This is a genomic window from Sphingomonas sp. Leaf9, from assembly GCF_001421355.1.
Taxonomy (GTDB): Bacteria; Pseudomonadota; Alphaproteobacteria; order Sphingomonadales; family Sphingomonadaceae; genus Sphingomonas.
The window spans coordinates 193,844-216,743 of record NZ_LMKC01000002.1 but is presented as its reverse complement, the minus strand read 5'-3'; the positions used below and the strand labels follow the sequence as shown (position 1 = coordinate 216,743).

The 22,900-nt window shown below is 68.7% G+C and carries 20 protein-coding genes and 2 tRNA genes; 6 read left to right on the top strand and 16 right to left on the bottom strand.

The genetic code is table 11. The annotated features are described in order from the left end of the window. Positions 1 to 24: 24 nt before the first annotated feature. The 4 genes from ASE58_RS05150 to ASE58_RS05135 form a co-directional block, all read right to left on the bottom strand. Complete coding sequence (locus ASE58_RS05150) at positions 25 to 909, bottom strand: transglutaminase family protein (protein ID WP_055818482.1); 885 nt, start codon at positions 907 to 909, stop codon at positions 25 to 27. Continuing rightward, positions 909 to 3,395: a circularly permuted type 2 ATP-grasp protein gene (locus tag ASE58_RS05145; RefSeq protein ID WP_055818480.1), complete on the bottom strand. Its 2,487-nt coding sequence runs from the start codon at positions 3,393 to 3,395 to the stop codon at positions 909 to 911. The genes ASE58_RS05150 and ASE58_RS05145 overlap by 1 nt, the downstream gene beginning before the upstream one ends. Positions 3,396 to 3,535: 140 nt before the next feature. Beyond that, a complete protein-coding gene (locus tag ASE58_RS05140) occupies positions 3,536 to 4,990 on the bottom strand; it encodes a globin-coupled sensor protein (protein WP_055818478.1) in 1,455 nt (484 codons plus the stop codon). A 103-nt stretch (positions 4,991 to 5,093) separates the two neighbouring features. Continuing rightward, the gene (locus tag ASE58_RS05135) at positions 5,094 to 6,050 is read right to left on the bottom strand and encodes an L-threonylcarbamoyladenylate synthase (RefSeq protein ID WP_055818475.1); all 957 of its coding nucleotides are present in this window, start codon (positions 6,048 to 6,050) and stop codon (positions 5,094 to 5,096) included. 46 nt (positions 6,051 to 6,096) lie between these two features. Between ASE58_RS05135 and ASE58_RS05130 the strand changes: the two genes are divergently transcribed. After that, entirely contained in the window at positions 6,097 to 7,818 is a 1,722-nt protein-coding gene (locus ASE58_RS05130; protein ID WP_055818473.1) for an acyl-CoA dehydrogenase, read from the top strand. Between the two features lie 250 nt (positions 7,819 to 8,068). Here the strand turns inward: ASE58_RS05130 and ASE58_RS05125 are convergent, their stop codons facing one another. The 5 genes from ASE58_RS05125 to ASE58_RS05105 all read right to left on the bottom strand — a co-directional run bounded on the left by ASE58_RS05125 (position 8,069) and on the right by ASE58_RS05105 (position 13,845). Continuing rightward, a complete protein-coding gene (locus tag ASE58_RS05125) occupies positions 8,069 to 8,986 on the bottom strand; it encodes a DUF4167 domain-containing protein (RefSeq protein ID WP_055818471.1) in 918 nt (305 codons plus the stop codon). Between the two features lie 245 nt (positions 8,987 to 9,231). Next, complete coding sequence (gene prmC, locus ASE58_RS05120; protein WP_055818469.1) at positions 9,232 to 10,056, bottom strand: peptide chain release factor N(5)-glutamine methyltransferase; 825 nt, start codon at positions 10,054 to 10,056, stop codon at positions 9,232 to 9,234. Beyond that, positions 10,049 to 11,119, bottom strand: a complete 1,071-nt coding sequence (gene prfA, locus ASE58_RS05115; RefSeq protein ID WP_055818467.1) for a peptide chain release factor 1 — start codon at positions 11,117 to 11,119, stop codon at positions 10,049 to 10,051. The genes prmC and prfA overlap by 8 nt, the downstream gene beginning before the upstream one ends. Then, positions 11,116 to 12,462, bottom strand: coding sequence for a histidine--tRNA ligase (gene hisS, locus ASE58_RS05110; protein ID WP_082467670.1), 1,347 nt, complete (start codon positions 12,460 to 12,462; stop codon positions 11,116 to 11,118). Before hisS ends, prfA begins: the two co-directional genes overlap by 4 nt. 42 nt (positions 12,463 to 12,504) lie before the next feature. Then, positions 12,505 to 13,845, bottom strand: a complete 1,341-nt coding sequence (locus tag ASE58_RS05105) for a cation:proton antiporter (RefSeq protein ID WP_082467668.1) — start codon at positions 13,843 to 13,845, stop codon at positions 12,505 to 12,507. Between the two features lie 132 nt (positions 13,846 to 13,977). Here ASE58_RS05105 and ASE58_RS05100 point away from each other — a divergent pair. Next, positions 13,978 to 14,051: transfer RNA gene (locus tag ASE58_RS05100), tRNA-Gly, on the top strand. Positions 14,052 to 14,059: 8 nt separating this feature from the next. Here ASE58_RS05100 and ASE58_RS05095 read toward each other — a convergent pair. Together ASE58_RS05095 and ASE58_RS05090 are read right to left on the bottom strand one after the other, a co-directional pair. Beyond that, positions 14,060 to 14,380: a YnfA family protein gene (locus tag ASE58_RS05095; protein WP_055819510.1), complete on the bottom strand. Its 321-nt coding sequence runs from the start codon at positions 14,378 to 14,380 to the stop codon at positions 14,060 to 14,062. 44 nt (positions 14,381 to 14,424) lie between these two features. After that, positions 14,425 to 14,511, bottom strand: a tRNA-Tyr gene (locus ASE58_RS05090). A 178-nt stretch (positions 14,512 to 14,689) separates the two neighbouring features. Here ASE58_RS05090 and rlmB point away from each other — a divergent pair. Next, positions 14,690 to 15,439 carry a 23S rRNA (guanosine(2251)-2'-O)-methyltransferase RlmB gene (gene rlmB / locus ASE58_RS05085; RefSeq protein ID WP_055818465.1) on the top strand — a complete coding sequence of 250 codons (750 nt, stop codon included), beginning with the start codon at positions 14,690 to 14,692 and terminating at the stop codon, positions 15,437 to 15,439. Positions 15,440 to 15,700: 261 nt separating this feature from the next. On the opposite strand, the gene ASE58_RS05080 is transcribed toward rlmB, so the two are convergent. Beyond that, complete coding sequence (locus ASE58_RS05080) at positions 15,701 to 16,018, bottom strand: 2Fe-2S iron-sulfur cluster-binding protein (RefSeq protein ID WP_055818463.1); 318 nt, start codon at positions 16,016 to 16,018, stop codon at positions 15,701 to 15,703. Between the two features lie 61 nt (positions 16,019 to 16,079). Here ASE58_RS05080 and ASE58_RS05075 point away from each other — a divergent pair, with 61 nt between their 5' ends. After that, positions 16,080 to 16,724, top strand: a complete 645-nt coding sequence (locus tag ASE58_RS05075) for a DNA-3-methyladenine glycosylase family protein (RefSeq protein ID WP_055818462.1) — start codon at positions 16,080 to 16,082, stop codon at positions 16,722 to 16,724. Positions 16,725 to 17,227: 503 nt separating this feature from the next. Here ASE58_RS05075 and ASE58_RS05070 read toward each other — a convergent pair. The 3 genes from ASE58_RS05070 to ASE58_RS05060 all read right to left on the bottom strand — a co-directional run bounded on the left by ASE58_RS05070 (position 17,228) and on the right by ASE58_RS05060 (position 20,415). Next, positions 17,228 to 17,542, bottom strand: coding sequence for a hypothetical protein (locus tag ASE58_RS05070; RefSeq protein ID WP_055818460.1), 315 nt, complete (start codon positions 17,540 to 17,542; stop codon positions 17,228 to 17,230). After that, entirely contained in the window at positions 17,539 to 19,203 is a 1,665-nt protein-coding gene (recN, locus tag ASE58_RS05065) for a DNA repair protein RecN (RefSeq protein WP_055819506.1), read from the bottom strand. Before recN ends, ASE58_RS05070 begins: the two co-directional genes overlap by 4 nt. Positions 19,204 to 19,458: 255 nt before the next feature. Beyond that, positions 19,459 to 20,415 (bottom strand): outer membrane protein assembly factor BamD, encoded by a 957-nt coding sequence (locus ASE58_RS05060; protein WP_055758576.1) that lies wholly within the window; start codon positions 20,413 to 20,415, stop codon positions 19,459 to 19,461. Positions 20,416 to 20,510: 95 nt separating this feature from the next. On the opposite strand from ASE58_RS05060, the gene ASE58_RS05055 reads away from it, so the two are divergent. Continuing rightward, the gene (locus ASE58_RS05055; RefSeq protein WP_055818458.1) at positions 20,511 to 21,335 is read left to right on the top strand and encodes a class I mannose-6-phosphate isomerase; all 825 of its coding nucleotides are present in this window, start codon (positions 20,511 to 20,513) and stop codon (positions 21,333 to 21,335) included. A gap of 93 nt (positions 21,336 to 21,428) precedes the next feature. After that, positions 21,429 to 21,995 (top strand): glycine zipper 2TM domain-containing protein, encoded by a 567-nt coding sequence (locus tag ASE58_RS05050; protein WP_055759309.1) that lies wholly within the window; start codon positions 21,429 to 21,431, stop codon positions 21,993 to 21,995. On the opposite strand, the gene rarD is transcribed toward ASE58_RS05050, so the two are convergent. Then, positions 21,992 to 22,897, bottom strand: a complete 906-nt coding sequence (rarD, locus tag ASE58_RS05045; RefSeq protein ID WP_055818455.1) for an EamA family transporter RarD — start codon at positions 22,895 to 22,897, stop codon at positions 21,992 to 21,994. The two genes, ASE58_RS05050 and rarD, sit on opposite strands and share 4 nt — an antisense overlap. Positions 22,898 to 22,900: the final 3 nt, after the last annotated feature.

Sequence of the window (22,900 nt, the reverse complement as noted above, 5' to 3'; positions counted from 1 at the left end):
ATCCGGGTTGGACGGGGGAAGCGATCAACCGACTGGCAACGGCTCCACATCGACAGAGACGTGCATCGTCTGCGCGCCCGAGCCCAGCACCACCCCATCGATCGGGGCGATATCGGCATAGTCGCGGCCGATCGCCATCACGACATGATCCTCGGCCATCCAGATGCCGTTGGTCGGATCGACGCCGACCCATCCCAATATGGGACCGGCCCACACCAGCACCCACGCATGAGTCGCATCGGCGCCCACCAGCCGCTCCTGCCCCGGCGGCGGCAGGGTGCGCAGATAGCCCGAGCAATAGGCGGCGGGCAGCCCCGCGCCGCGCAGCCCCGACAGCATGATCTGCGCGAAATCCTGACACACCCCGCCGCGCTTGGCGAAAGCTTCGGCGGGCGGCGTGTCAACCAGCGTCGCGGTCGGATCGAAGGCGAAGTCGCGCTGGATACGCCGGGCCAGCGCGATCGCCGCGTCGAGGATACCGCGATCGTCGGCCAGGTCCTCGGCACACCATGCCGCGATCTCGGGCACGATCGGCACATGGGCGGAGGGGAAGAGGTAGCTGACCGGGCTGGCCGGGCCGGCATCGGCGACGTTCGCCACCAGGCTGCGAATATCGGCCAGTGTCGGGTCGGACGGCGACGGGAACGGGATCGGCCGATCCACGCTGACCGTCGCGCGACTCTCGATCGTCAGCGTCTTTTCCGGTCGTTCGACGACCAGCCGGGTGACGTTCGCCAACCCTGCCTGCGCCCGCGCCGGGTGGGTATGGCCGCCCGGTTCGACCAGCAGCGCATAGTCCTCCAGCGTCTGTCCCGACCACAGGATCGGCCGCAGCCTGAGGTTGCAGCGCGCGAACCCGGCCGCTTCTTCGTAATCGAAGCGGGTGATGTGGCGGATGGCATAGCGCATCATGCCAGCGTCAGCCCGGCTTCACGCAGCGCCTGCGCACCCTGCAGGAAATAGCGGGTGGCGATCGCATCGGACAGCTTCTGCAACTGCTGGTTGATCTCCAATACCCAGCCGCGATCGACCCGTTCCGCCGATGCCATCGCGATGCCGGCGGTCAGGCGCGCGGCGATGCGCTGTTGCGGTTCGGCGATGCCGGCATCGTTCAGCACCGGCAGTTTCGACAGATGCTCGACGATCGTCTCCACCTGAAACGCGATGCCGCGCGGATTGCCGGGGTCGAGCGCGATCAGGTCGATCACCGGCACCCGCGCAAAACCGATCAGGTAACGCTGACGATAGCTGATCTGGCTGTCGGCCAGATCGAGCAGCGTCGACAGGTCCTCGGCATTGGCGCGGCGCAGGTCGACCGCCAGCAAGGTCCGCGTCATCGCCAGCGCGCGTTCGATCCGCCGGCCCAGATCGTGGAACCGCCACGCATCGGTTCGCCCCATATGTTCGGCCGACAGCCCGGCGAGCGCGGCATAGCGGCGTTGCAACGTCCCCGCCCGGTCGAGCAGCGTGCCCCCGGTCGGATGCGGCGCATCCAGCAGCCGCACCATGTCCGCCGACAACCGGTCGCGCGACACGCCGCCGATACCGGTCGCCAGCCGGTTGACCGCGCGCACGCTGCCCCAGCCGTCGACCGACTCCATCGCTTCGCGCGCGAAATCGACCAGGTCGCGGCGGCGGTGGCTGGGTGGGCGCGGGGCAGCACCGGTATCGGCGATGATCGTCACCAGCCGCTCGACCGTCGCCGGCGCCAGCGCCGCGCCGGTATCGGCCGAGATCGAATGGCCGAACAGCACGCGGATGACGCCCAGCAGCGCCTCGCCCCGCTCCAGATACCGGCCCAGCCAGAACATGTTGTCGGCGACCCGGCTGGGCAGCGTGCCGGGATTGCGGCGCAGCTCCACGCTGTCGGTCGGTTGCAGCAGCGACACCGGCTCGACCGGATCGGGGCCATGGACGATGACGTCCGCCGACCACGACCCCTCGCCCATCACCGCCGCGCGCGCATCGGGCTGGTCGCCGATCCGCACGAACCCGCCGGGCAGCACGACCCAGCGCCCGTCGCCACCCCGCGCGGCAAAGACCCGGAGCGAAAAGGGCCGCGGCAACAGCCCTTCGCCACAGGCGGTCGGCATGGTCGACAGTTCGGCGACCTCCTGTCCGACATAATCCTGCGGGCGCAGCGCCATGGCGGCGACCAACCGTTCGCGCGCCGCATCGTCCAGCGACGCGCCCAGCACCGCACCGTCGGGCAGCCCGGCGATCGCCGGCCCGGCAAAGGCGGGACCGATCACCAACTGGTCGAGCGACGCCAATACCTGCGCCCGTGCCGCCGGATCGCCGCACCACCACGTACCGATCGACGACAGCGCCGGCGCGCGGCCCAGCAACCGCTCGCCCAGCGCCGGCAGGAACGCGGCGAAGGCCGGCGATTCGAGCACGCCCACACCCGGCGCATTGGCGATCACGACATTGCCCGCCGCCATCGCATCGACCAGGCCCGGCACGCCGATCGTCGAATTGGCATCGAACGCCAGCGGGTCGATCAGCCGCGGATCGATCCGCCGCCACAATGCGTCGATCCGCTTGAGGCCGGCAATGGTGCGAACATAGACCTGATCGTCCCGCACCGCGAGGTCCGCGCCCTCGACCAGCAGGAATCCCAGATAGCGCGCCAGATGCGCCTGCTCGGGATAGCTCGGGTTGAGCTTGCCCGAGGTCAGCAGCCCGATGCGCGGTTCGGCGCGGCGGCACGCAGCGGCAATACCGGCACGCATCGCGGCAAAGAACGGCGCGTGGCGTTCGACATTCACCCGCGACGGCAGTCCGCCCAGCGTCCGCCCCATCGCCAGCCGGTTTTCGAGCGCATAGCCCGCCCCGACCGGCACGCGCAGATGATCGGCCAGCACCCGCCAGCGCCCGTCCGGCCCCCGGCACAGGTCGGCCGCGACGAAGTGGAGTTGATGCCCGCCCGGCGGCGTCAGCCCGACCATCGGGCGCAGGAACAATGGCGATCCGGTCACCAGCATCGCCGGCAACACGCCCTCGGCCACCAGCTGCTGTTCGCCGTGAATGTCGCCGATGATCCGCTCGAACAGCTCGGCGCGCTCCGCCATCCCCTCGGCGATGCCGCGCCATTCCTCGGCCCCGATCAGCAGCGGGACCGGCGATAGTGGCCAACGGCGCTCCTCCTTCTCACCGGCAGCGCGGTAGGCGGTGCCAATATCGTCGGCATGGCGCTGCGCCCGTTCGCGGGCACCCGCCAGCGTGTCGGGGACGCCCGCCAGTTCGTCGAACGCCGCCTCCCACGCCGCGCGGTCGAGCCCGATCGCTTCACACAGCATATCGCCGCGCGGCGCCCGCGCGCGATAGTCGTCCAGCCAGCGCGCGTCCGTCACGTCGGCATCGACCTGTCCCCTGGTTGCGCGGCTGGCCATAACCCCTTCCCGATCCCGTGCGATCCCAAGCACGCACGCCGCCGGGGCGCAAGGCGTTTACGAGGCGTCAGACCGTTGCGAACGCAGGAAGGCGACAAATGGGCGCGGCGCGATCACGGGTCCTTCGCACCCGCCGCCGATCACGCCACCGCGAGGCGCTGCTGCAACCGATGCACCTCGTTCACCGCCCCTGCGCCCTCCAGCCGGAACCGCGCGACCTCGGCAGCCAGCACCTCGGCCTCCTGCGCCAGGATGCGCGCGGCGGCGGTCGCTTCCTCGACCATCGCCGCGTTGCGCTGGGTTACATTGTCCATCTCGGACACGGCGGTATTGACCTGTTGCAGCCCGATTGACTGCTGCGCCGCCGACGTCGCGATGCCCGATACCAGCTCGCTGATTTCGCCGATCCGGCCGATGATCCGCTGCAGCGCCTGCCCCGTGGCATTGACCAGATCGACCCCGGCATCGACCTGATCCGACGAAGCGGTAATCTTGACCTTCACGTCCTTCGCCGCATCGGCCGAACGCTGCGCCAGCGCGCGGACTTCGGATGCGACGACGGCAAAGCCCTTGCCCGCATCACCCGCCCGCGCCGCCTCCACGCCGGCGTTCAGCGCCAGCAGGTTCGTCTGGAACGCGATGCCGTCGATCACGCTGATGATCTCGCTGATCTCGGCCGATGACCGCTGGATACCGCCCATCGCGTCGACCGCCTGCCGCACGATGCGGCCCGATTCCTCCGCCTCGCTGCGGGCCTCGCCGACGATCCGGTCGGCGCGCGACGCGCCATCGGCGGTCTGGCGCACCGTGCTGGTGATCTGGTCCATCGCGGCGGCCGTTTCCTCAAGGCTTGCCGCCTGCTGCTCGGTGCGCTGGGACAGGTCGTCGGAGGCATGGCGGATATTGCCTGATCCGATGCGGATCTGCTCGCCCGAGCGGGTGACCATGCCCAGCGTCGCGCACATCTGCACCCGCATCGCTTCGAAACTATCGGCCAGCGCCTGGTATTCGGTGGGAAGCCCGTCGAGCGAGACGGTCAGGTCGCCCTGCGCCATCCGTTCGAACGCCGCGCCGCAGCGTTCGATTACCGCGCGCCGCCCGGCCTGTTCGGCGGTGAAATAGGCGGCCAGCGCGATGTCCATGTCGATCAGCGACGCCTTGACCAGCGCGGTCGCCGCCCGCGCGCGCCTGCGGGCACCGAAGGGCAATCCGAACCGCCCCAGCACCAGCCGGGGCAGGACATGCTGCAACATCCGGGCATAGCCGCTGATATACCAGGTCGGCGCCAGCCCGATGCGCGCATGGACGTTCCCGATATTGGTCGCGGCGGCGGCATAGTCGCGGTCGATCGGGCCAGAGAACAGCTTGCGCCAATGCTCCAGCTGCTTGTCGCGGGCATGGTCCATCCGCGCCTGCGACGCGAACATCCCCCGAATCGACGCCGTGTTGGCGATGTGGCGATACAGCGCGTTCAGTGCGGCGGGCGCATGGCGTTCGATCGCGCGCCGAACCATCGGGAACGCGCCATAGCTGCGCTCGTCATAGTCGAACGCCGCCAGGCGCTTGTCGAAATCAATCTCGTCCGATCCGCTCACCCGACCCTCCCTTGGTACGAAACGTACCGTACTGGAGCATGGGTTAACGTCGCGTAGCCTGAAAGCGGAAAAAATGACCGCCCGCCCGTGGCTTGGCAAGCGATCAGGCGGGCACCGCCGCGCGGCGCAGCCGGTCGTTGATCGCCGCGCCCAGCCCGTGATCGGGCACCGGCGCGACCGCGATCCGCACAGCATCGGCAGCATCGGCAACGTGCAGCGCATCGAACAGCCGCGCCGCCGCCTCCACCGCATCGCCCTGCGCCGACAGCGTATCGTCGCCCTGCACCGGCCCGAACCCGATCAGCCATTCGCCCGCCTGCCGGTGGGTCGCGTTCAGGCGCACCGGCTTGGACGGCGCATAATGGCTGGCCAGTTGCCCCGGCGCCTCGATCCCCGGCCCGGCCCCGCCGACCGCGATGCCCAGCAGCTCGGCCACCGCCCCGCGCGGGATCGGGCCGGGGCGCAGTTCGCGCACCTGCCCGTCGATACAGGCGATGATCGTCGATTCGATCCCGCACGCCGTCGGCCCGGCGTCGATCACCATCGGGATGCGCCCGTCGAGGCTGCGCAGCACATGGTCGGCACGCGTCGGGCTGATCGACCCGCTGGCATTGGCCGACGGTGCGGCCAGCGGCCGGCCGGTCGCGGCCAGCAGCGCCTGCATCGCATCATGGGCCGGCACCCGGATCGCGATCGTCAGCAGCCCCGCCGTCACCAGCGACGCGATGCCCGCCCCCTCCCGCATCGGCAGCACCAGCGTCAGCGGCCCCGGCCAGAACGCCCCGGCCAGCGCCTCGGCGGCGGCGTCGAAGATCGCCAGCGCCCCCGCCGCCGCGCGATCGGGCACATGGACGATCAACGGGTTGAATCCGGGCCGCCCCTTGGCCGCATAGATGCCGGCGACCGCGCGCGAATCGGTCGCGTCGGCGGCGAGGCCATAGACCGTCTCGGTCGGCACCGCGACGCATCCCCCGTCCGCGATAACCGCCGCCGCCGCCGCGATGCCCGCCGTGCCGTAGGGTAAGGAAACGGTGGTGATCGAAGCGTTTGAAGCGGTCATGGTTCGGTGCCTATACCGCCAAAAACCAAGGATCGAGAGAGGGCAAATGGACCTGACCCCCATCACCGCAGAACAGCGTTTCGTGCTGACCCATGCTGCCGGTATCGAAACGATCGCCGACGCCCCGCGCTTCGCCGATGCGACCCCCGACCTGCTCGACGCGATCCTGACCGGGGTCGGCGATTTCGCCGCCGGCGAATGGCGGCCACTGGCGCGCAAGGGCGATACGGTCGGCGCACGCTGGACCCCCGATGGCGTGGTGATGCCCGATGGCTATCGTGCCGCCTATCAGGCCTATGTCGCCGGCGGCTGGGGCACGATCGGATCGCCCGCCGAATATGGCGGACAGGCGCTGCCCTTCGCAGTGGCGACCGCCGTGCTGGAGACGCTGGGCACCGCCGATCTGGGCTTCGCGCTTGCCCCCACGCTGACCGTCGGCGCGATCGAGGCGCTGACCCATCATGGCAGCCCCGAACAGCAGGCGCGCTACCTGCCCAAACTCGCGACCGGTGAATGGACCGGCACGATGAACCTGACCGAGCCGCAGGCCGGGTCGGACGTCGGTGCGCTGACCACCCGTGCCGAACCGGTCGGCGACGGCAGTTGGCGGATCAGGGGCACGAAGATCTATATCTCGTTCGGCGATCACGACATGGCCGACAATATCGTCCACCTCGTCCTTGCCCGCACGCCCGGCGCGCCGGCGGGGACCAGGGGGATTTCGCTGTTCCTCGTCCCCAAATACCGGCTGGATGCGGACGGCAATCCCGGCAAGGCGAACGACGTCCGCGTCGTGTCGATCGAACACAAGATGGGGCTGCACGCCTCGCCCACCTGTGTCCTTTCGTTCGGCGATAACGGCGACTGTATCGGCGAACTGATCGGGGCAGAGGGCGGCGGCATGCGCGCCATGTTCACGATGATGAACAATGCCCGCCTGAATGTCGGGCTGCAGGGGGTGCAGGTGGCGGAGGCCGCGACGCAGCGCGCCGTCGCCTATGCCCGCGACCGTATCCAGTCGCCCCGCGCCTCGACCGGCGGTGCGCCGGTGGCGATCATCGAACATCCCGATGTCCGCCGCATGCTGCTGCGCATGACTGCGCAGACCATGGCGGCGCGCGCGCTGGTCTATTACGCCGCCGGGCAGGTCGATCGCGCGACGCTGGGCATCGACGGCGCGAAGGCGCGACTCGACCTCGTGACCCCGCTCGCCAAGGCGCATGGCACCGACATCGGCTGCGAGGTCGCGAGTTTTGGCGTGCAGGTCCATGGCGGCATGGGCTATGTCGAGGAAACCGGCGCCGCCCAGTATTATCGCGATGCGCGGATCACCCCGATCTATGAAGGGACCAACGGCATCCAGGCCGCCGATCTGGTCGGGCGCAAGCTGGTGGGCGATGGCGGCGCGGGCGTCGAGTCGCTGTTTGCCGACATGGATAGCGAGGTTGGCCATGCGGCGCTGCGCGACCTGTTGAACGACACCCGCGCGGTCGCGCGCTGGATGCTGGAGGCCGATGTCGATGACCGGCTGGCAGGCAGCTATCCGTTCCTGACGATGCTCGCCACCTGCACCTGCGGCTGGTTGCTGGAACGGCAAGGCCGTGCGCTGGACCAGATCGACGATCCCGATTTCGTCGCGCGCAAGCGGGCGGCGGTCGCCTTCTATCTCGACCGGATCGTGCCCGAGGCACGCGGGCTGGGCATGGCGGCGATGACCGGCGCGGCCGGGCTGTACGCGCTCACCGCCGAACAGTTCGTGGCGGGGTGAAGGACGAAGGGCGGCTCGCTCGACAATCCGGTGCCGTTCGGAATTAAGGGCACCACCTCCCCCGTCACCCCGGGCTTGACCCGGGGTCCCGCTTCTTCCTTCCCGACTGACGAAAAAGCGGGACGCCGGATCAGGTCCGGGGTGACGAAGGGGTGAATTGACAGCGCAGGCTTCGTCACCAACCTCACACGAAGAGGGCCGGCATCGCACTTGGCGATACCGGCCCCTGTTCCTTGCCTTCGTCGCCCGATCAGGCGGCGGGCGGCACGGCCTCTTCCTCGTCGGCACGGACGCGGCGGCGGCGGCGCGGACGCTCCGCACCATCGTCGTTCGCCGACAGCGACGGCGGCAGGCGATCGGCCTCGATCGACGGTGCGACCTCGGCCGGCTCGGCGACGACTGCCTCGACGCGGGCGCGCGTCGTGCGGCGGCGGACGGGCTTCGCCTCGGCCGCAACCTCGGGCGCGATTTCGGCAGCGACGTTCTGCTGCGTGCCGAAATCGCCCTCTACGCCGCGCAGTTCCGCGCCGTCATTGGCCGGGGCGGTGGTGCGCCCGCCATCGCGGCGCAGACGCTCGCGCTGGGGCCGTTCCTCGCGCTGCGGGCGATCTTCGCGCGGGCCGCGATCGTCGCGCGCCTGGCGTTCCTCACGTGGCTGACGCTCTTCACGCGCCTGGCGTTCCTCACGCGGCTGACGCTCTTCGCGCGGGGCCCGGTCGTCGCGATAGTCGCGCTGGGCACGGGGCTGACGATCGTCGCGATTGCCGCGATCCTCGCGCTGGTCCCGCTGCTGACCGCGATCATCGCGGTTGCCGCGATCCTGGCCACCGGTTTCGGCGCCATTGTCGCCGTCGCCGTCGAAATCATCCTCGTCATTGCCGTCGAACTCGTCGCGGCTGCGACGCTGTTCCTCGACCCGCGAACGCCCGGCTTCGAGCACGCGGAAATAATGATCGGCGAACTGAAGGTAATATTCGGTGTTCACCCGGTCGCCGGCGCGCTGGGCGTCGGCGGCGAGGTTCTTGTACTTTTCGAGCAACTGCGCCGCGTTGCCGCGCGCGCGATTGTCGATACGGTTGCCGTTATCACGCGGATTGCCGCCGCCGCCGCTTCCCGGCTGGCGCTGACCACCGCGACCGCGACGGCGGCCGGGCTGACGATTGTTCATCAAGGGTTGGTTGTCCTGTCCTTACCTGTCCGTCGATCTCGCGATCCCGGGTGCGAGCCACTTCGCGAAACGATGCACGGGCACCGTCCGCCTGCCATGACCACCGGACGACAGTGGTTCACATGACGATGGAAGGAGCCACGCCCCGCAATCGACGCCTTGGTCGATGGTGCCTGCCCCGCTGCCGGTCTTAGCGGGTGCATCGGGGTTCTCCAAGCGGAAAGATGGGGTCGCGGTTCGTGTCGTCAACCGGCCACGACACAGCGCGCCCGGTCGCCCAGATCGCGGACCAGCCGCGCGGGCAGACCGGCGTCCCGCACCAGCGCCATCACCGCATCGCCCTGCGCATGGCCGATCTCGATTGCGGCGATCCCGTTCGGCGCCAGCAGTCGCGGCAGTTCGGGGATGATCCGGCGATAGTCGTCCAGCCCGTCCGCCCCGGCGAACAGCGCTCCGGCCGGCTCATGGCCGACGACCTCGCGCGGCAACGCCTCGTCGGTGCCGATATAGGGCGGGTTGGCGAGGATCAGGTCGAAGCGGCCATCGATGCCCGCCGTCCAGTCGCCCTCCATCCACGTCACGCGCCCGGTCATCCCCAGCGCTTCGCCGTTGCGCCGGGCATAGTCGAGTGCGACGCCCGAGGCATCGACGCCCAGCCCGGTCGCGTCGTGCCACTCGTCCAGCGCGGCGAGCAGCAACGTACCCGGCCCGGTGCCGAGGTCGAGAACGCGTTGCAGCGGACGCCCGGCGAAATGCTGCACTGCCGCCTCGATCAGCGTCTCGCTGTCGGCACGCGGCACCAGCACGCCGGGGCCTACCAGCAGATCGATCGTCCAGAACGCGCGGCTGCCGGTGATATAGGCGACCGGTTCATGGGTCAGCCGGCGTTCCACCAGAGCGTCGAAGTCCGGCGGTACCGGATCGTCCAACCGCGCCAGCAGCATCGCCTCGCGCGTGCAGCCAAGCGTATGGGCGGCGAGCAGTTCGGCGTCGAGGCGGGGAGAGTCGGAGACGGTGGCGATCCGCGCCGTCGCCGCGACCAGTGCTCGACGCAGCGTCGTCTCACCCATCCAGCGTCGCCAGCCGCTCCGCCTCGTCCTGCGCGATCAGCGCGCCGATCAGTTCCTCCATCTCGCCTTCCAGGATTTCGGGCAGGCGGTGGAGCGTCAGGTTGATGCGGTGGTCGGTCACCCGCCCCTGCGGGAAATTATAGGTGCGGATGCGCTCCGACCGATCGCCCGACCCGACCATCGAGCGGCGGGTGCCGGCGCGCTCGTCGGCCAGCCGCTGCCGTTCGGCTTCGTACAGGCGGGTGCGCAGGACCTTCAGCGCCTTCGCCTTGTTCTTGTGCTGCGACTTTTCGTCCTGCTGGATCACGACGAGGCCGGTGGGAAGGTGGGTGATGCGCACCGCCGAATCGGTCGTGTTGACCGACTGGCCGCCGGGGCCGGACGAACGATAGACGTCGATGCGCAGGTCCTTGTCGTCGATCTGGACGTCGACATCCTCGGCTTCGGGCAGGACGGCGACGGTCGCGGCGCTGGTGTGGATGCGCCCGCCGCTCTCGGTGGCCGGCACGCGCTGCACGCGGTGGACGCCGCTTTCGAACTTCAATCGCGCGAACACGCCTGCGCCGGTGACGCTGGCGACGACTTCCTTGTAGCCGCCCGCGTCCGACACCGATGCCGAGATCAGCTCGACCCGCCAGCCGCGATTGTCGGCATAGCGCTGGTACATGCGGAACAGGTCGCCCGCGAACAGCGCCGCTTCATCGCCGCCGGTGCCGGCGCGGATTTCGAGCATCGCGGCGCGCTCGTCCGCCGCGTCGCGTGGAAGGAGCGCGAGCGACAGCGCGCGTTCAGCCGCTTCGAGCTGCTGGCGATTGGCGTGGAGTTCCTCGACCGCCATCTGCCGCAGGTCGTCATCGGCGTCCTGCGTCATGAACGACAGGCTCTCGCTCTCCGCGCGCAGCCGCCGCACCTCACCCGCCGCCTGCGCGACTGGCTCCAGCTCGGCATATTCCTTCGACACCGCGACGAAGCGGTCGCCGGGCAGGTCGCCGGTCGCCATCTGCGCCGCCAGTTCGTCGCGCCGCGCCTCGATCTGGGCGATGCGTTCGGGGGCTATGGTCATTCGCTATCCGATGCCTGCCAGAGACCCTGGCGCCATTCGCCGATCAATTCCTCTAGCACCGAATCGCCCTCGACATCGCCATCGGCAACGCCCGACGAATACAGGGTGGCGGCGTGCAGAAACGCCTCGCGGTCCTCGGCAGTCACGTCGATCTGTCGACCGGTCGCCAGCAGCTTGGCAGTGACGCCGCCATCCGCTCCGACCAGCGCAACCATCGACGCACCCTGCGTATCGGCCTTCGCCATGCGCCGCTTGAGATTGCCGCGATAGGCCATGTCGGCAACCGCGCCAGCGGCGCGCAGGTCCTGCAACAGCGTCATCGCGGCAGCATCCGCCCCACCCTCACGCGGGATTACACAAACGGCGGCACGGGGTGCCTCCGGCTCCTCAAGCAGCATCGCCAGCCGCTCGATCCCTGCCGCCCAACCGACGCCCGGCGTCGCAGGGCCACCTAGGCTCTCGATCAGGCCGTCATAGCGTCCGCCGGCTAGCACGGTCCCCTGCGCGCCCAGCCGGTCGGTAACGAACTCGAACGCAGTGTGGCGGTAATAGTCGAGCCCACGCACCAGCCGGTCGTTGCGGGTCCACGCAACCCCCGCCGCATCCAGCCCGGACGTGACCGCCGCGAAGAAGTCCGCCGCTTCCGGCGTCAGGAACCCGTCGATCCCCGGCGCGCTGTCGGCGATCGGCCGGTCGCGCGGGTCCTTCGAATCGAGGATGCGCATCGGGTTCTTGTCGAGCCGCTTGAGGCTGTCCTCCGACAGATCGCCACGATGCGCTTCGAAATGCTCGACCAGTGCGGCGCGCCATGCGTCGCGCGTCTCGGCATCGCCCAGCGTGTTGAGCTGCAGCGTCACGCCATCCGAAATGCCCAGTTCCTTGAGCAGCTGATCGGCCATTGCCAGCAATTCGACATCGGCCATCGGCTCGGCCGCGCCGATCACTTCGGCGTCGATCTGGTGGAACTGGCGATAGCGGCCCTTTTGCGGGCGTTCGTAGCGGAACACGGGGCCATGGGTCGCGAGCTTCAGCGGGGCGTGCTGCTGCCAGCCTTCGGTCAGGAACGCGCGGGCGATGCCGGCGGTGAATTCGGGGCGCAGCGTCAGCGAATCGCCGCCGCGGTCCTCGAACGAATACATTTCCTTCGACACGACATCGGTCGTCTCGCCCAGCGAGCGGGCGAAGACGGCGGTCGATTCGAACACCGGCACTTCGACCCGGTTGAAGCAGTACAGCCGGCGGACGCGCTCGAACGTCTCGGCGACATGGGTGAAGCGCCGTTCGAAGTCGCCGAAAATGTCCTGGGTGCCGCGAACCGGGCGCGGAGTCGTGATCTTTGCCATTGTGCGCGCGATTTATGGCGTCCGGGGTACGAACGCCAGTGTTTACGCAGGCACATGTCCCAGTTCGCCACTGGCCCGTGCCCGCCTGCCGTACACCGCCTCGAACAACGGGGTCGCCATGACGGTCGTGACGATCGCCATCAGCACCAGCATCGCGAAGAGGGTCGGGCCGATGATCCCTTTTTGCAGGCCGATATTGATGATGATGAGCTCCATCAGCCCGCGCGAGTTCATCAGCGCGCCGATGCCCAGCGCCGTGCGGTTATCCTCGCCCGCCAACCGCGCCGCTGCCCAGCAGGCGCCGAATTTGGCAAGGATCGATACCGCCAGCACGCCCAGCGCGATCAGGAGCAGCGGCAGCGAGCTGACCGTATCCATCCGCGTGTTGAGGCCGGAATAGGTGAAGAACATCGGCAGCAGCAGCACGACCGCCAGCGGCTCGACCTTGCGCTTCAGTTCCTCGACGAAAGCCCCGCGCGGCATGAACACGCCGAGGATGAAGCCGCCGAAGATCGCGTGGATGCCGATCGCGTCCATGAAGAACGCCGACAGGCAGAACAGCATCAGCGTGATCGACAACACGGTCATGCTCATCTCGCCCCGCGCCTCAACCGCGCGGCCGAGGGGAGCCAGCAAGCGCTTGCCGAACAGGATCAGGAAGACGGCGTAGAGCAGCGCCCCGCCGATCGCCAGGATGGCGACGCCCGCCCCCGCGCCGAACGTCGCCAACACGATCGCCAGCACGCACCACGACACCGCATCGTCGAACGCCCCGGCGGTCAGCGACAGCGTGCCGAGCGCCGTGTCGGCCAGCCCGCGTTCGTGGATGATCCGCGCCAGCATCGGAAAGGCGGTGAGCGCGATGCAGGCGCCCATGAACAGCGTCGCGCTGCCGGTTGAAATCCCTGGTGCGAACAGGCCGGGAACCTTCAGCAGCAGCGGCGTGATCAGCACCGCGAGCAGGAACGGCACGGCAATGCCCGCCGCCGACACCATCGCCGCGCTGCGCGCCTTGGTCTGGAAATGGTCGAGCCGGAGCGTCAGCCCGACGAGGAACATGTAGAGGCCCACGCCCAGCTGCGCGCCGGCATAAAGGACCCCGCGCGTTTCCTTGGGGAAGATCGCCGCCTGCAGATCGGGGAAGAACAGCCCGAGCAGCGAGGGGCCGAGGACAACGCCGGCGATCATTTCCCCCACCACCTGCGGCTGGTTCAGGAAGCGCTTGCCCGCCCAGCCGACCACGCGGCACGCGAGCAGGATCACCGCCAGCTGCAAAAAGAAATGGATCGAATAGTCGGACGGCGCAAAGCTCTTCGCCGCCTGTACTGCGGGCCCGTGCGGGTTCAGCACATCGCCGATCGCGGCGCCCATTTCGTTCAGCATCGCACCCTCCCCCGGGCATATTGTGGTCGGAGCAATAGGGCGGCATGCCGTGAAAGCAAGGCGTTGCACGAGGCGGTTGACCTATCCCGCTTCGCTGTGGCAGGGGCATCGCCCTGACGCCGACGCGCGTGGGCGGGTATAGCACAATGGTAGTGCAGCAGCCTTCCAAGCTGAATACGCGGGTTCGATTCCCGCTACCCGCTCCAACCCCACATCATCGCGATCCGAACAGGATGATGGCGCAGCCGGCGAGGCACAGGCCAGCGCCGATCAGGTCGAACCGGTCGGGTACCATCCCCTCGACCGCCCAGCCCCATAGCACCGCGCCCAATACATAGACGCCGCCATAGGCCGCATAGGCGCGTCCGGCCCCGGCGGTCTCGCTCTGCGCGAGGAGCCAGGCGAAGGCGATCAGCGCGGCGATGCCGGGGATCAGCCACCATGGCGAACGATCGAGCCGCCACCACGCCCAGAAGGCGAAGCAGCCAGCGATCTCGCAGAGCGCGGCCAGAACGAAGACGAAGGGGGTCGGGATGGTCACCTCCCGCTGGGGCACCGCCGCGCTACCTGCGCGGGCGGTGGTGGACAGGGCTGGATTCGAACCAGCGTACGGGAAACCCGGGCAGATTTACAGTCTGCTGCCTTTAACCACTCGGCCACCTGTCCAGCCGCCACTCAGGCGGGCAAGCCGCTTGAGCGAGGGCGCCCATTGCCGTCCCGGCGCGGCGCTGTCAACGCCTGCCTGCAACTTTGTTGCCGATTTGCGCGTGGCCACCCGACGCGGCTATGACGCGGCGATGACTGCGCCGACCCCGGCCGCACCCCCACGACACGAAAGACCGACATGGCCCGCAAAGGACACCGCCCCAGCAAGGCATCGCCGCAACGCCCCCGTTTCTGGGGCCGGCACGCCGCCTTCGCCGCGCTCGACAATCCGGAGCGGGTGATCCGCAAGATCTGGTGCACGCGCGAAATGGGGTCGCAGCTGGTCCTGCCCGAGGGCGTGCCGGTGGTCTTTGCCGAAGTCGCCGACCTCGCCCGCCTCGTGCCCGCCGACGCCCCGCACCAGGGCATCGTGATCGAAGCCGATCCGCTGGAGGACATTTGGCTGGCGGACCTGATCGAACAGGGGCGCGACGACGACCGCCCGATCCTGTTGCTCGACCAGGTGACCGACCCGCACAATGTCGGCGCGATCCTGCGCTCGGCCGCGGCATTCAATTGCCTGGGCGTGGTCACGCAGGACCGGCACGCGCCGCCCGAATCGGGCACGGTCGCGCGGTCGGCATCGGGCGCGCTGGAGAGCGTGCCGTGGGTCCGGGTGGTGAACCTGTCGCGGGCCCTGGTCGAGCTGGGCGATGCCGGGTACTGGCGTGTCGGGCTGACCGGCCATACCGAGACGACGCTGGCGCAGGCGCTGGGGCCGAAGCGGGTCGCTTTGGTCGTGGGTGCCGAGGGCGAGGGCATGCGGCAGAATACCGCGGCGCATTGCGACATCCTCGCCAAGCTGCCGATTTCGGACCGGATCGAGAGTTTGAACGTGTCGAATGCCGCGGCGATCGCGCTGTATGCGGTGGCCGTGCACGAGGGATGATGCGAAGCAGCGCGCGCTGCTTCGCATCATCCCTCGTGCCGGACGGCGGGCTTTAGCCCGACCGACGACATGGGCTTTGCCCATGGCGGGTTGTGTTTGGGGCCGGGTTCTCGACGGGCTCGAAGCTGCTCGAGCCGAACGGGGTGGGTCTGGAGGGGGGCGTAATCCTCGAACCGGCATGGGCAAAGCCCATGCCGTCGGTCGGGGCGTTGCCCCGCCGGCCGCGCTTGGAAGGGCTGCGCGCCAGCTTGCGCTGCCGCGTCAGTCTTCCTTCGCGATCACCACCCGCATCCCGTCCAGCGCCTCGCTGACCGGCAGCTGGCACGACAGGCGCGAGGTCGCGTCACGGTCGTCGACAGCATCGAGCAGGTCGTCCTCGTCCGGGCTGACCGGCGGCAGCCGGTCGAGATAGGCCGCATCGACATGGACGTGGCAGGTCGCGCACGAACAGCAACCGCCGCACAGCGCCAAGATATCGTCGAAGCCGTTGATCTTCAGCACTTCCATGACGGACAGGCCGACCTCTGCGTCCACGGTTCGTTCTTCCCCGGCACGGTCGACGACGGTAAGCGTTGGCATCTGATCTTCTCCCTGTTCGCCGTCCCATGCCGGGGCGACCGACGCTTTTCAAGGACCCGCCATGGGACTTTCCGCCGAACAGCTGCGCACGTCGCTGGATGCGCTGGCCGCGCGTGAGCCTGCCTTTGCGGCGGCGCTGGCTTATGCCGGCTATCCCGAACCGCGCATCCGCGAGCGTGGCTATGTGACGCTACTGCGCACCATCGTCGGACAGCAGGTGAGCTACAAGGCGGCGGACGCGGTGTGGAAGAAGCTGGAGGCGTTGCTGGGCGACGCGGCCGACCCTGCCCAGATCGCGACCAAGACCGACGAGGAGCTGCGCGCCGCCGGCCTGTCGCGGCAGAAGAGCGGCTATGCCCGGAGTCTCGCCGACGAGGTGCTGAGCGGGCGGCTCGACCTCGCCCATCTGCCGGAGGATGACGAGGAGGCCATCGCGCAGCTGGTGCGGGTGAAGGGGATCGGGCGGTGGTCGGCCGAAATCTACCTGTTGTTCGCCGAGGGGCGGCTGGACGTCTGGCCGGCGGGTGACCTGGCGGTGCAGGTCGAGATCGGCAAGATCCTGGGCCTGCCCGAACGGCCGAGCGAGAAGCAGATCCGGGACCTCGCCGAACAATGGCGCCCGCATCGCAGCGCGGCGACGGTGTTCGCGTGGCACCATTATATGTTCGATCCGGCGACGCAGGCGGCGAAGAATAGCGCGATCTAGCGCCGACCAAGGTCCAGCATAGCTGGACCAAGGCTCAAGGCGCGTCCGGCCGGCGGCGCCAAAAGCGCCGTCCGACGGCACCGGCTTCGCCGGTGCCCGGCCACAGAAAACAAAGGCTTTTCCGGCCAAAGTTCACAAAGTTCACACTCGCCACGTTTTCGTGCGCTATTTGCGGTTAGCTCGCAATAGCGATCGGTTAGTCAAAAAGCGGAACGACCCTGACAGCCCGATCCGGTGTAGGAAAGCGATTTCCACCGTGCGGATTTCCCGGCCACGCTGCCTCCGGACACGGGAGGAGATCAGGCGCCGAACGCTCCTGCTTGCCGCCCTGTCGACGACCGCGACGCCCACCGCCGCCGAACCGGGCACACCCTATGTGAAGACGATGGCGTTGCATCTGGCGGCGGACGGGCGTCAGTTTCCACATCCGTGATGGCGTGGAGCCGATGAAGAAGAAGCGGGACCCCGGATCAAGTCCGGGGTGACGTTGTGGGTTGTGCGATCTACCGCCCCGCCCACCAGTCGGTATAGGGCGTGTTCGCTACCTTGTGCCGATTATAGTCAGGCGCGCCGTCGTCCCACCAGACGGGGCCGCGTTCGCCGAGGCCCACCTTTGCCGCATCGACTGCCTTGCGCGCCTTCGCGACCGCCGCGTCGTCGGCGGCGCGCTTGCCTGCGCCTACTGCGCGGCGGGCGTCCATCAGGGCGTGGACCAGCCGGTCGCGCTCCGCCTCGCCCAAGTCGGGCCGGGTCGCGCGCCACAGCGTGCCGTCGACCACGATATAGCGGCCATCGGGCGTGCGTGGCGGGTCGGTCATGCCGGTTCGATCAGCCGCCGTGCCTGCGCCCGTGCCTCGTCGGTGATTTCCGCGCCCGAGAGCATCCGGGCGATTTCCTCGCGGCGTTCGTCGCTGGTCAGGGGGCGGACGCCGGTGCGGGTGACGGTGCCATCATGCGCCTTGGCGATCAGCAGGTGGCGGTCGCCGCGTGCCGCGACCTGCGGGCTGTGGGTGACGACCAGCAGCTGCGTGGCGCGCGACAGGCGGTGGAGCCGGTCGCCGATTGCGGAGGCGACCGCGCCGCCGACGCCGCGATCGATTTCGTCGAAGATCATGGTTGCCGCCCCGCCCTCTTCGGCCAAGGCCACCTTCAGCGCCAGGATGAAGCGAGAGAGTTCGCCGCCCGACGCAATCTTGGCGAGCGGCGCGAAGGGCGCGCCGGGGTTCGTCGAAATCTCGAATTCCACCCGGTCGCGGCCCGACGACGACCATTGCCCGTCGTCCAGTTCGGCGACGATGGTGCGGAACCGCGCGGCGTCGAGCTTCAGCGGGGCGAGTTCGCCCGCCACCGCCGCGTCGAGTCGCGCGGCGGCTTCGACGCGGGCGGCGTGGACGCGATCGGCTTCCTTGGCATAGGCGGTGCGTGCCTTGGTCACGGTCGCCTCCAGCTTGCCGAGGCCCGCTTCACCCGATTCGAGCAATGCGAGTCGCGCGGCGAGATCTTCGGCGAGGGTGGCGAGGTCATCGGGCTGGACGCGGTGCTTGCGTGCCATCGCCCGCAGCGCGAACAGGCGGGATTCATCGTCCTCCAGCGCGCCGGCGTCGAAGGCCAGTGCGTCGGTCGCGTCACGCAAGGCGGTCTCGGCGGCTTCGGCTTCGACCAGCGCGCGGTCGACCGCCGCCAGCGATTCGGTCAGCGCGGGATGCGCGTCGGCGATGCGTTCGAGCGCGCGGGCGGCCTGGCGGAGCGCCGACAATGCGCCGTTCGGGCCGTCGAGTCGTTCCTCGACCTGCGTCAGATCATCGGCGACCTTCTCGGCGCGCTGCATCGAACGGCGGCGTTCGGCCAGTGTCTCTTCCTCGCCCGATTCGGGGGCGAGTGCCGTCAGTTCGGCGACGGCATGTTCCAGCCATTCGCGGTCGCGCTGCGCCACCTCGATCTCGGCCAGCGCGGCGCCCAGCGCCGCTTCGGCGGTGCGCCAGTCGCGATAGGCGCGCGACAGCGACGCAGTGTCGATTCGGCCGAACCCGTCGAGCAGGCTGCGGTGGCCGCGCGGATTGAGCAGGCCGCGATCGTCGTGCTGGCCGTGGATTTCGACCAGATGCGGGGCAAGGTCGCGGAGAAGCCCGGCGGAGGCCGGCTGATCGTTGACGAAGCCGCGGCTGCCGCCATCGGCCTTCACGATGCGGCGGATGATGAGCGGTTCGCCGGGTTCGAGGTCGAGGCCGTTATCGTCGAACAGCCGCGCGACCGGGCTGTCGGGCGCAGGGGCAGCGAAGATCGCGGTCACGGCGGCCTGTTTCGCACCGTGGCGGACCAGCGCGGTGTCGCCACGTGCGCCAAGCGCGAGGCCCAGCGCGTCGAGCAGGATCGATTTTCCCGCGCCGGTTTCCCCGGTCAACACGCCCAGACCAGCGGCGAAATCGAGGTCGAGCGCCTCGATCAGCACCACGTCACGGATGGAAAGCGCCGTCAGCATCGCGCCCTCCATAGCCGCGGAACAGCGCAAGAACAAATGGCTTCGTGCGGCATCGCGGGGGAACGGATGGCGTGGGGGTTCGATCCGTCGGTGTTCGGCGGTCGCCATGCTTCTTCGACACCCCGGACTTGATACGAGGTGCCGCTTTCACCGGCCGGCGAAAAGGAAGAAGAAGCGGGACCTCGGGTCGAGCCCGGGGTGACGTTTGTGGGATGCGATCGTCATTCCCGCCTGCGCAGGAATGACGATGGGGTATCAGTTCCCCGTCGAACCCGTGGTCGTGCCACCCGTCGTCGGGCCGGTCGGCGACGGGGTCACCGCCGGCGGCGTCTTGGGCGCAGGGGTGGGATCGTCGCCCGGTTCGACCGTCACGGTGCCCGAGGGCGGCGGCGCGGGCGGCGCGTATTTCACCGGGATCGGCTTTGGCGGCGGGGGCGACTTGTCGTTGATGAGGTCGTAGGCGCGCTTGTACCAGTCGGTGCCCGGATAGTTGGCGCCCAGCACCGCCGCCGACTTCTTGGCCTCTGCCGGCACGCCCAGCGCCAGATAGGTTTCGGTCAGGCGCATCAGCGCTTCGGGTGCATGGGTCGTCGTCTGATACTGATCGACGACCGAGCGGAAGCGCATCGAGGCGGCGAGCCACTGGCCGCGCTGCTGATAGAAGCGGCCGATCTCCATTTCCTTGCCCGCCAAGTGATCGCGGACCAGATCGAGCTTCAGCCGGGCATCGGCGGCATAGGGCGTGTTGGGATAGCGGCGCGAGAGTTCGCCAAGCGCGTCCATCGCCTGCATCGTGATCTTCTGGTCGCGCGTCACGTCGCTGATCTGTTCGTAATAGCTGAGCGCGATCAGGTAATAGGCATAGGGCGCGTCGCGGTTGCCGGGATGGACCGACAGGAAACGCTGCGCGCCGGCAATCGCCTTCGTATAGTCGGCGTCGAGATAATAGCTGAACGCGCCCATCAGCTGCGCGCGGCGGGCCCAGACCGAATAGGGGTGCTGGCGCTCCACTTCGTCGAACAGCGCGGCGGCGACCTTGTACTGGTGGCGGTCGAGCCGGTCCTTCGCGGCGGAATACAGCGTGCCCACGTCGCGGGCGACATAGGGCAGGTCGCGGCCCGCACCGGCACCGCCACGGGCACAGCCGGAGAGGCCGAGACCGGCGATGGCGACGAGGATGAGCGCAGACGCGCGGGTCGATAGGGTACGCATATGGGCGATGCTTCTACTGCCACAGGGGTAGCGCGAACAGTCCCTTTCGCGCATGAGCACGCGGACCCGTTCAACGACGTTCCGGAGCGTAACCCATGCCCGTCACCAAGCTCGAAATGCACCGTGTCGAAAAGCCGTGGGGTCGCCATACCCTGGGCTTCGGATTCGCCGACCAGCCCGCCGATGCCGATCCGGTCGGCGAAATCTGGTACAAGGCGCCGGGCGACGACACGCCCGACCTGCTGGTCAAATATCTGTTCACGTCGGAAAAACTGTCGGTGCAGGTCCATCCCGACGACCGCCAGGCACAGGCACGCGGCCTGCCGCGCGGCAAGGACGAATGCTGGACGCTGCTGGCCGCCGAAGCCGATTCGACGATCGCGCTCGGCACTCTGGAACCGATGACCGCCGAACAGCTGCGCGATGCGGCGCTCGATGGGTCGATCGAGCAGAAGCTCGACTGGAAGCCGGTGAAAGCGGGCGATTTCTTTTATGCGAAGTCGGGCACGGTCCATGCTATCGGCGCGGGCATCACGCTGATCGAGATCCAGCAGAATTCGGAAACCACGTACCGGCTGTACGATTATGGCCGCCCGCGCGAGCTGCATCTGGACGACGGTGTCGCCGTGTCGGACGCGCGGCCGTTCGTCGCACCCGAAGCGCCGGGCAAGGTCAGCGACGATCGCACGATCCTGGTCAACGGGCCGAAATTCGTGCTGGAACGCTGGACCGGCGGTGCGCGCAGCGTGACAGTTCCGGCCGGGGTCAAGGGCTGGTTCGTTCCGGTCACCGGCAATGGAACGGCGGACGGTACGCAATGGGCCGCCGGCGATTGCCTGACGTTCGAAGGTGACGTGCAAGTCGAGGCGAGCGACGACGCCGACCTGTTGTTCGCCTATCCGGGCGAACAATACGCCTGACGTGAAAATGAACGGAAGGTAGTTTTCCGTTCACGCAACTGGATAAGGGTACGCGTCGTTCTACTGCCCATCCTCTGGATAGGAGTGAAGACGATGCGTACCCCGATCCTTGCCGCGCTGGTTGCGGCCGTGACCCTGCCGACGATCGCCGCCGCCCCGGCGATGGCGCAGACCCCGCGCCAGGAATATCGCGACGAAGTGCGCGATGCCCGCCGCGATTATCGCCGCGACCTGCGCAATGCCGACAGCCCCCGCGATGTGCGCCGGGCCGACCGCGAATATCGCCGCGATGTGAACGATGCCCGCCGCGACCTGCGCCGCGACCAGCGCGACTGGCGGAGCTATCGCAACTATAACTACAACCGGTTCGAACCGGGGCAGCAGAACCGGTACTTCGCCGACCGCTATTATCGCGACGGCCGCTATTACCAGCCGCGCCGGCTGACCCGTAACGACCGCATCTATCGCGGGCAGGACAGCCGCTATTATTGCCGCCGCAGCGACGGCACGACCGGCCTGATCGTCGGTGGCCTGGGTGGCGGCGTGCTGGGCAATGTGATTGCCGGCGGCGATTCGCGCCTGCTGGGTACGCTGCTCGGCGGTGGTGCCGGTGCGCTGCTCGGCCGGTCGATCGACCGGGGCCAGGTGGTCTGCCGTTAAGCCCGGTTCGGGGCGGCCTCGCGCCGCCCCGGCTTGCGTCCGCCGATGATATAGACGGCGAGCCCCGCCCAGATGAGGGCGAAACACCCCATCCGCACCGGCGTCAGCGTTTCGCCGAAGACCAGGATGGCGAGCAGGAACTGGAGCGACGGCGCCAGGAACTGCAGCATCCCCATCGTCGCCAGCCGCAACCGGCGCGCGGCCGCGGCGAACAACAGCAGCGGCGCGGTGGTGACTGCCCCGGCCAGCACCAGCAGCCCGGCCATCCCCGCCCCCTGATCGAACGCCAGCGGCTGCTTGCCCGACAGGAACAGCAGATAGCCGAGTGCGATCGGCGCGAGCAGCGTCGTTTCGACCATCAATCCTTCGAGCGCACCGACCGATACCGTCTTACGGATCAGGCCGTAGAGCGCGAAGCTGATCGCGAGGCTGAGGCTGATGCCCAGCGCGATCCATGACGACCCAAGCGCGAACAGCGCCACCCCCGCCCCGGCCAGCGCCACCGCCGCCGCCTGTGTGCGGTTCATCCGTTCGCCGAGCAGCACGACGCCGAGCAGCACGTTCAGCAGCGGGTTGAGGAAATAGGCGAGGCTGGCGGCCAGCACTTCGCCGTGCAGCACCGCCCAGACATAGACCAGCCAGTTGATCGCGATGAACGCGGCGCTGGCGACGAGGTTGGCGAGCGCCCGGCGGTTGGCGAAGGCCGCGCGCAGCTGGCTGCCCCGCCCGACCGCCACGACGAGGACCGCGACCAGCAGCGCCGACCACAGCACGCGCTGGGCCACGATCTCACCCGCGTCGATCGGCCCCAGCAGCCGGAAATACAGGGGCAGCAACCCCCACAGCACATAGGCACCGACGCCGAACGCCAGCCCCCGCCGATCCGCCGCTTCGTCCGCCATCCC

Bases quoted from the DNA above. Each gene is read 5' to 3' on its own strand.
- rarD (WP_055818455.1), bottom strand. From the start codon at position 22,897: ATGGCGGACGAAGCGGCGGATCGGCGGGGGCTGGCGTTCGGCGTCGGT.
- ASE58_RS05105 (WP_082467668.1), bottom strand. From the start codon at position 13,845: ATGCTGAACGAAATGGGCGCCGCGATCGGCGATGTGCTGAACCCGCAC.
- ASE58_RS05130 (WP_055818473.1), top strand. From the start codon at position 6,097: ATGGACCTGACCCCCATCACCGCAGAACAGCGTTTCGTGCTGACCCAT.
- hisS (WP_082467670.1), bottom strand. From the start codon at position 12,462: ATGGCAAAGATCACGACTCCGCGCCCGGTTCGCGGCACCCAGGACATT.
- rlmB (WP_055818465.1), top strand. From the start codon at position 14,690: ATGGCCCGCAAAGGACACCGCCCCAGCAAGGCATCGCCGCAACGCCCC.
- prmC (WP_055818469.1), bottom strand. From the start codon at position 10,056: ATGGGTGAGACGACGCTGCGTCGAGCACTGGTCGCGGCGACGGCGCGG.
- ASE58_RS05145 (WP_055818480.1), bottom strand. From the start codon at position 3,395: ATGGCCAGCCGCGCAACCAGGGGACAGGTCGATGCCGACGTGACGGAC.
- recN (WP_055819506.1), bottom strand. From the start codon at position 19,203: ATGCTGACGGCGCTTTCCATCCGTGACGTGGTGCTGATCGAGGCGCTC.
- ASE58_RS05080 (WP_055818463.1), bottom strand. From the start codon at position 16,018: ATGCCAACGCTTACCGTCGTCGACCGTGCCGGGGAAGAACGAACCGTG.
- ASE58_RS05135 (WP_055818475.1), bottom strand. From the start codon at position 6,050: ATGACCGCTTCAAACGCTTCGATCACCACCGTTTCCTTACCCTACGGC.
- prfA (WP_055818467.1), bottom strand. From the start codon at position 11,119: ATGACCATAGCCCCCGAACGCATCGCCCAGATCGAGGCGCGGCGCGAC.
- ASE58_RS05070 (WP_055818460.1), bottom strand. From the start codon at position 17,542: ATGACCGACCCGCCACGCACGCCCGATGGCCGCTATATCGTGGTCGAC.
- ASE58_RS05075 (WP_055818462.1), top strand. From the start codon at position 16,080: ATGGGACTTTCCGCCGAACAGCTGCGCACGTCGCTGGATGCGCTGGCC.
- ASE58_RS05055 (WP_055818458.1), top strand. From the start codon at position 20,511: ATGCCCGTCACCAAGCTCGAAATGCACCGTGTCGAAAAGCCGTGGGGT.
- ASE58_RS05060 (WP_055758576.1), bottom strand. From the start codon at position 20,415: ATGCGTACCCTATCGACCCGCGCGTCTGCGCTCATCCTCGTCGCCATC.
- ASE58_RS05125 (WP_055818471.1), bottom strand. From the start codon at position 8,986: ATGAACAATCGTCAGCCCGGCCGCCGTCGCGGTCGCGGTGGTCAGCGC.
- ASE58_RS05050 (WP_055759309.1), top strand. From the start codon at position 21,429: ATGCGTACCCCGATCCTTGCCGCGCTGGTTGCGGCCGTGACCCTGCCG.
- ASE58_RS05150 (WP_055818482.1), bottom strand. From the start codon at position 909: ATGCGCTATGCCATCCGCCACATCACCCGCTTCGATTACGAAGAAGCG.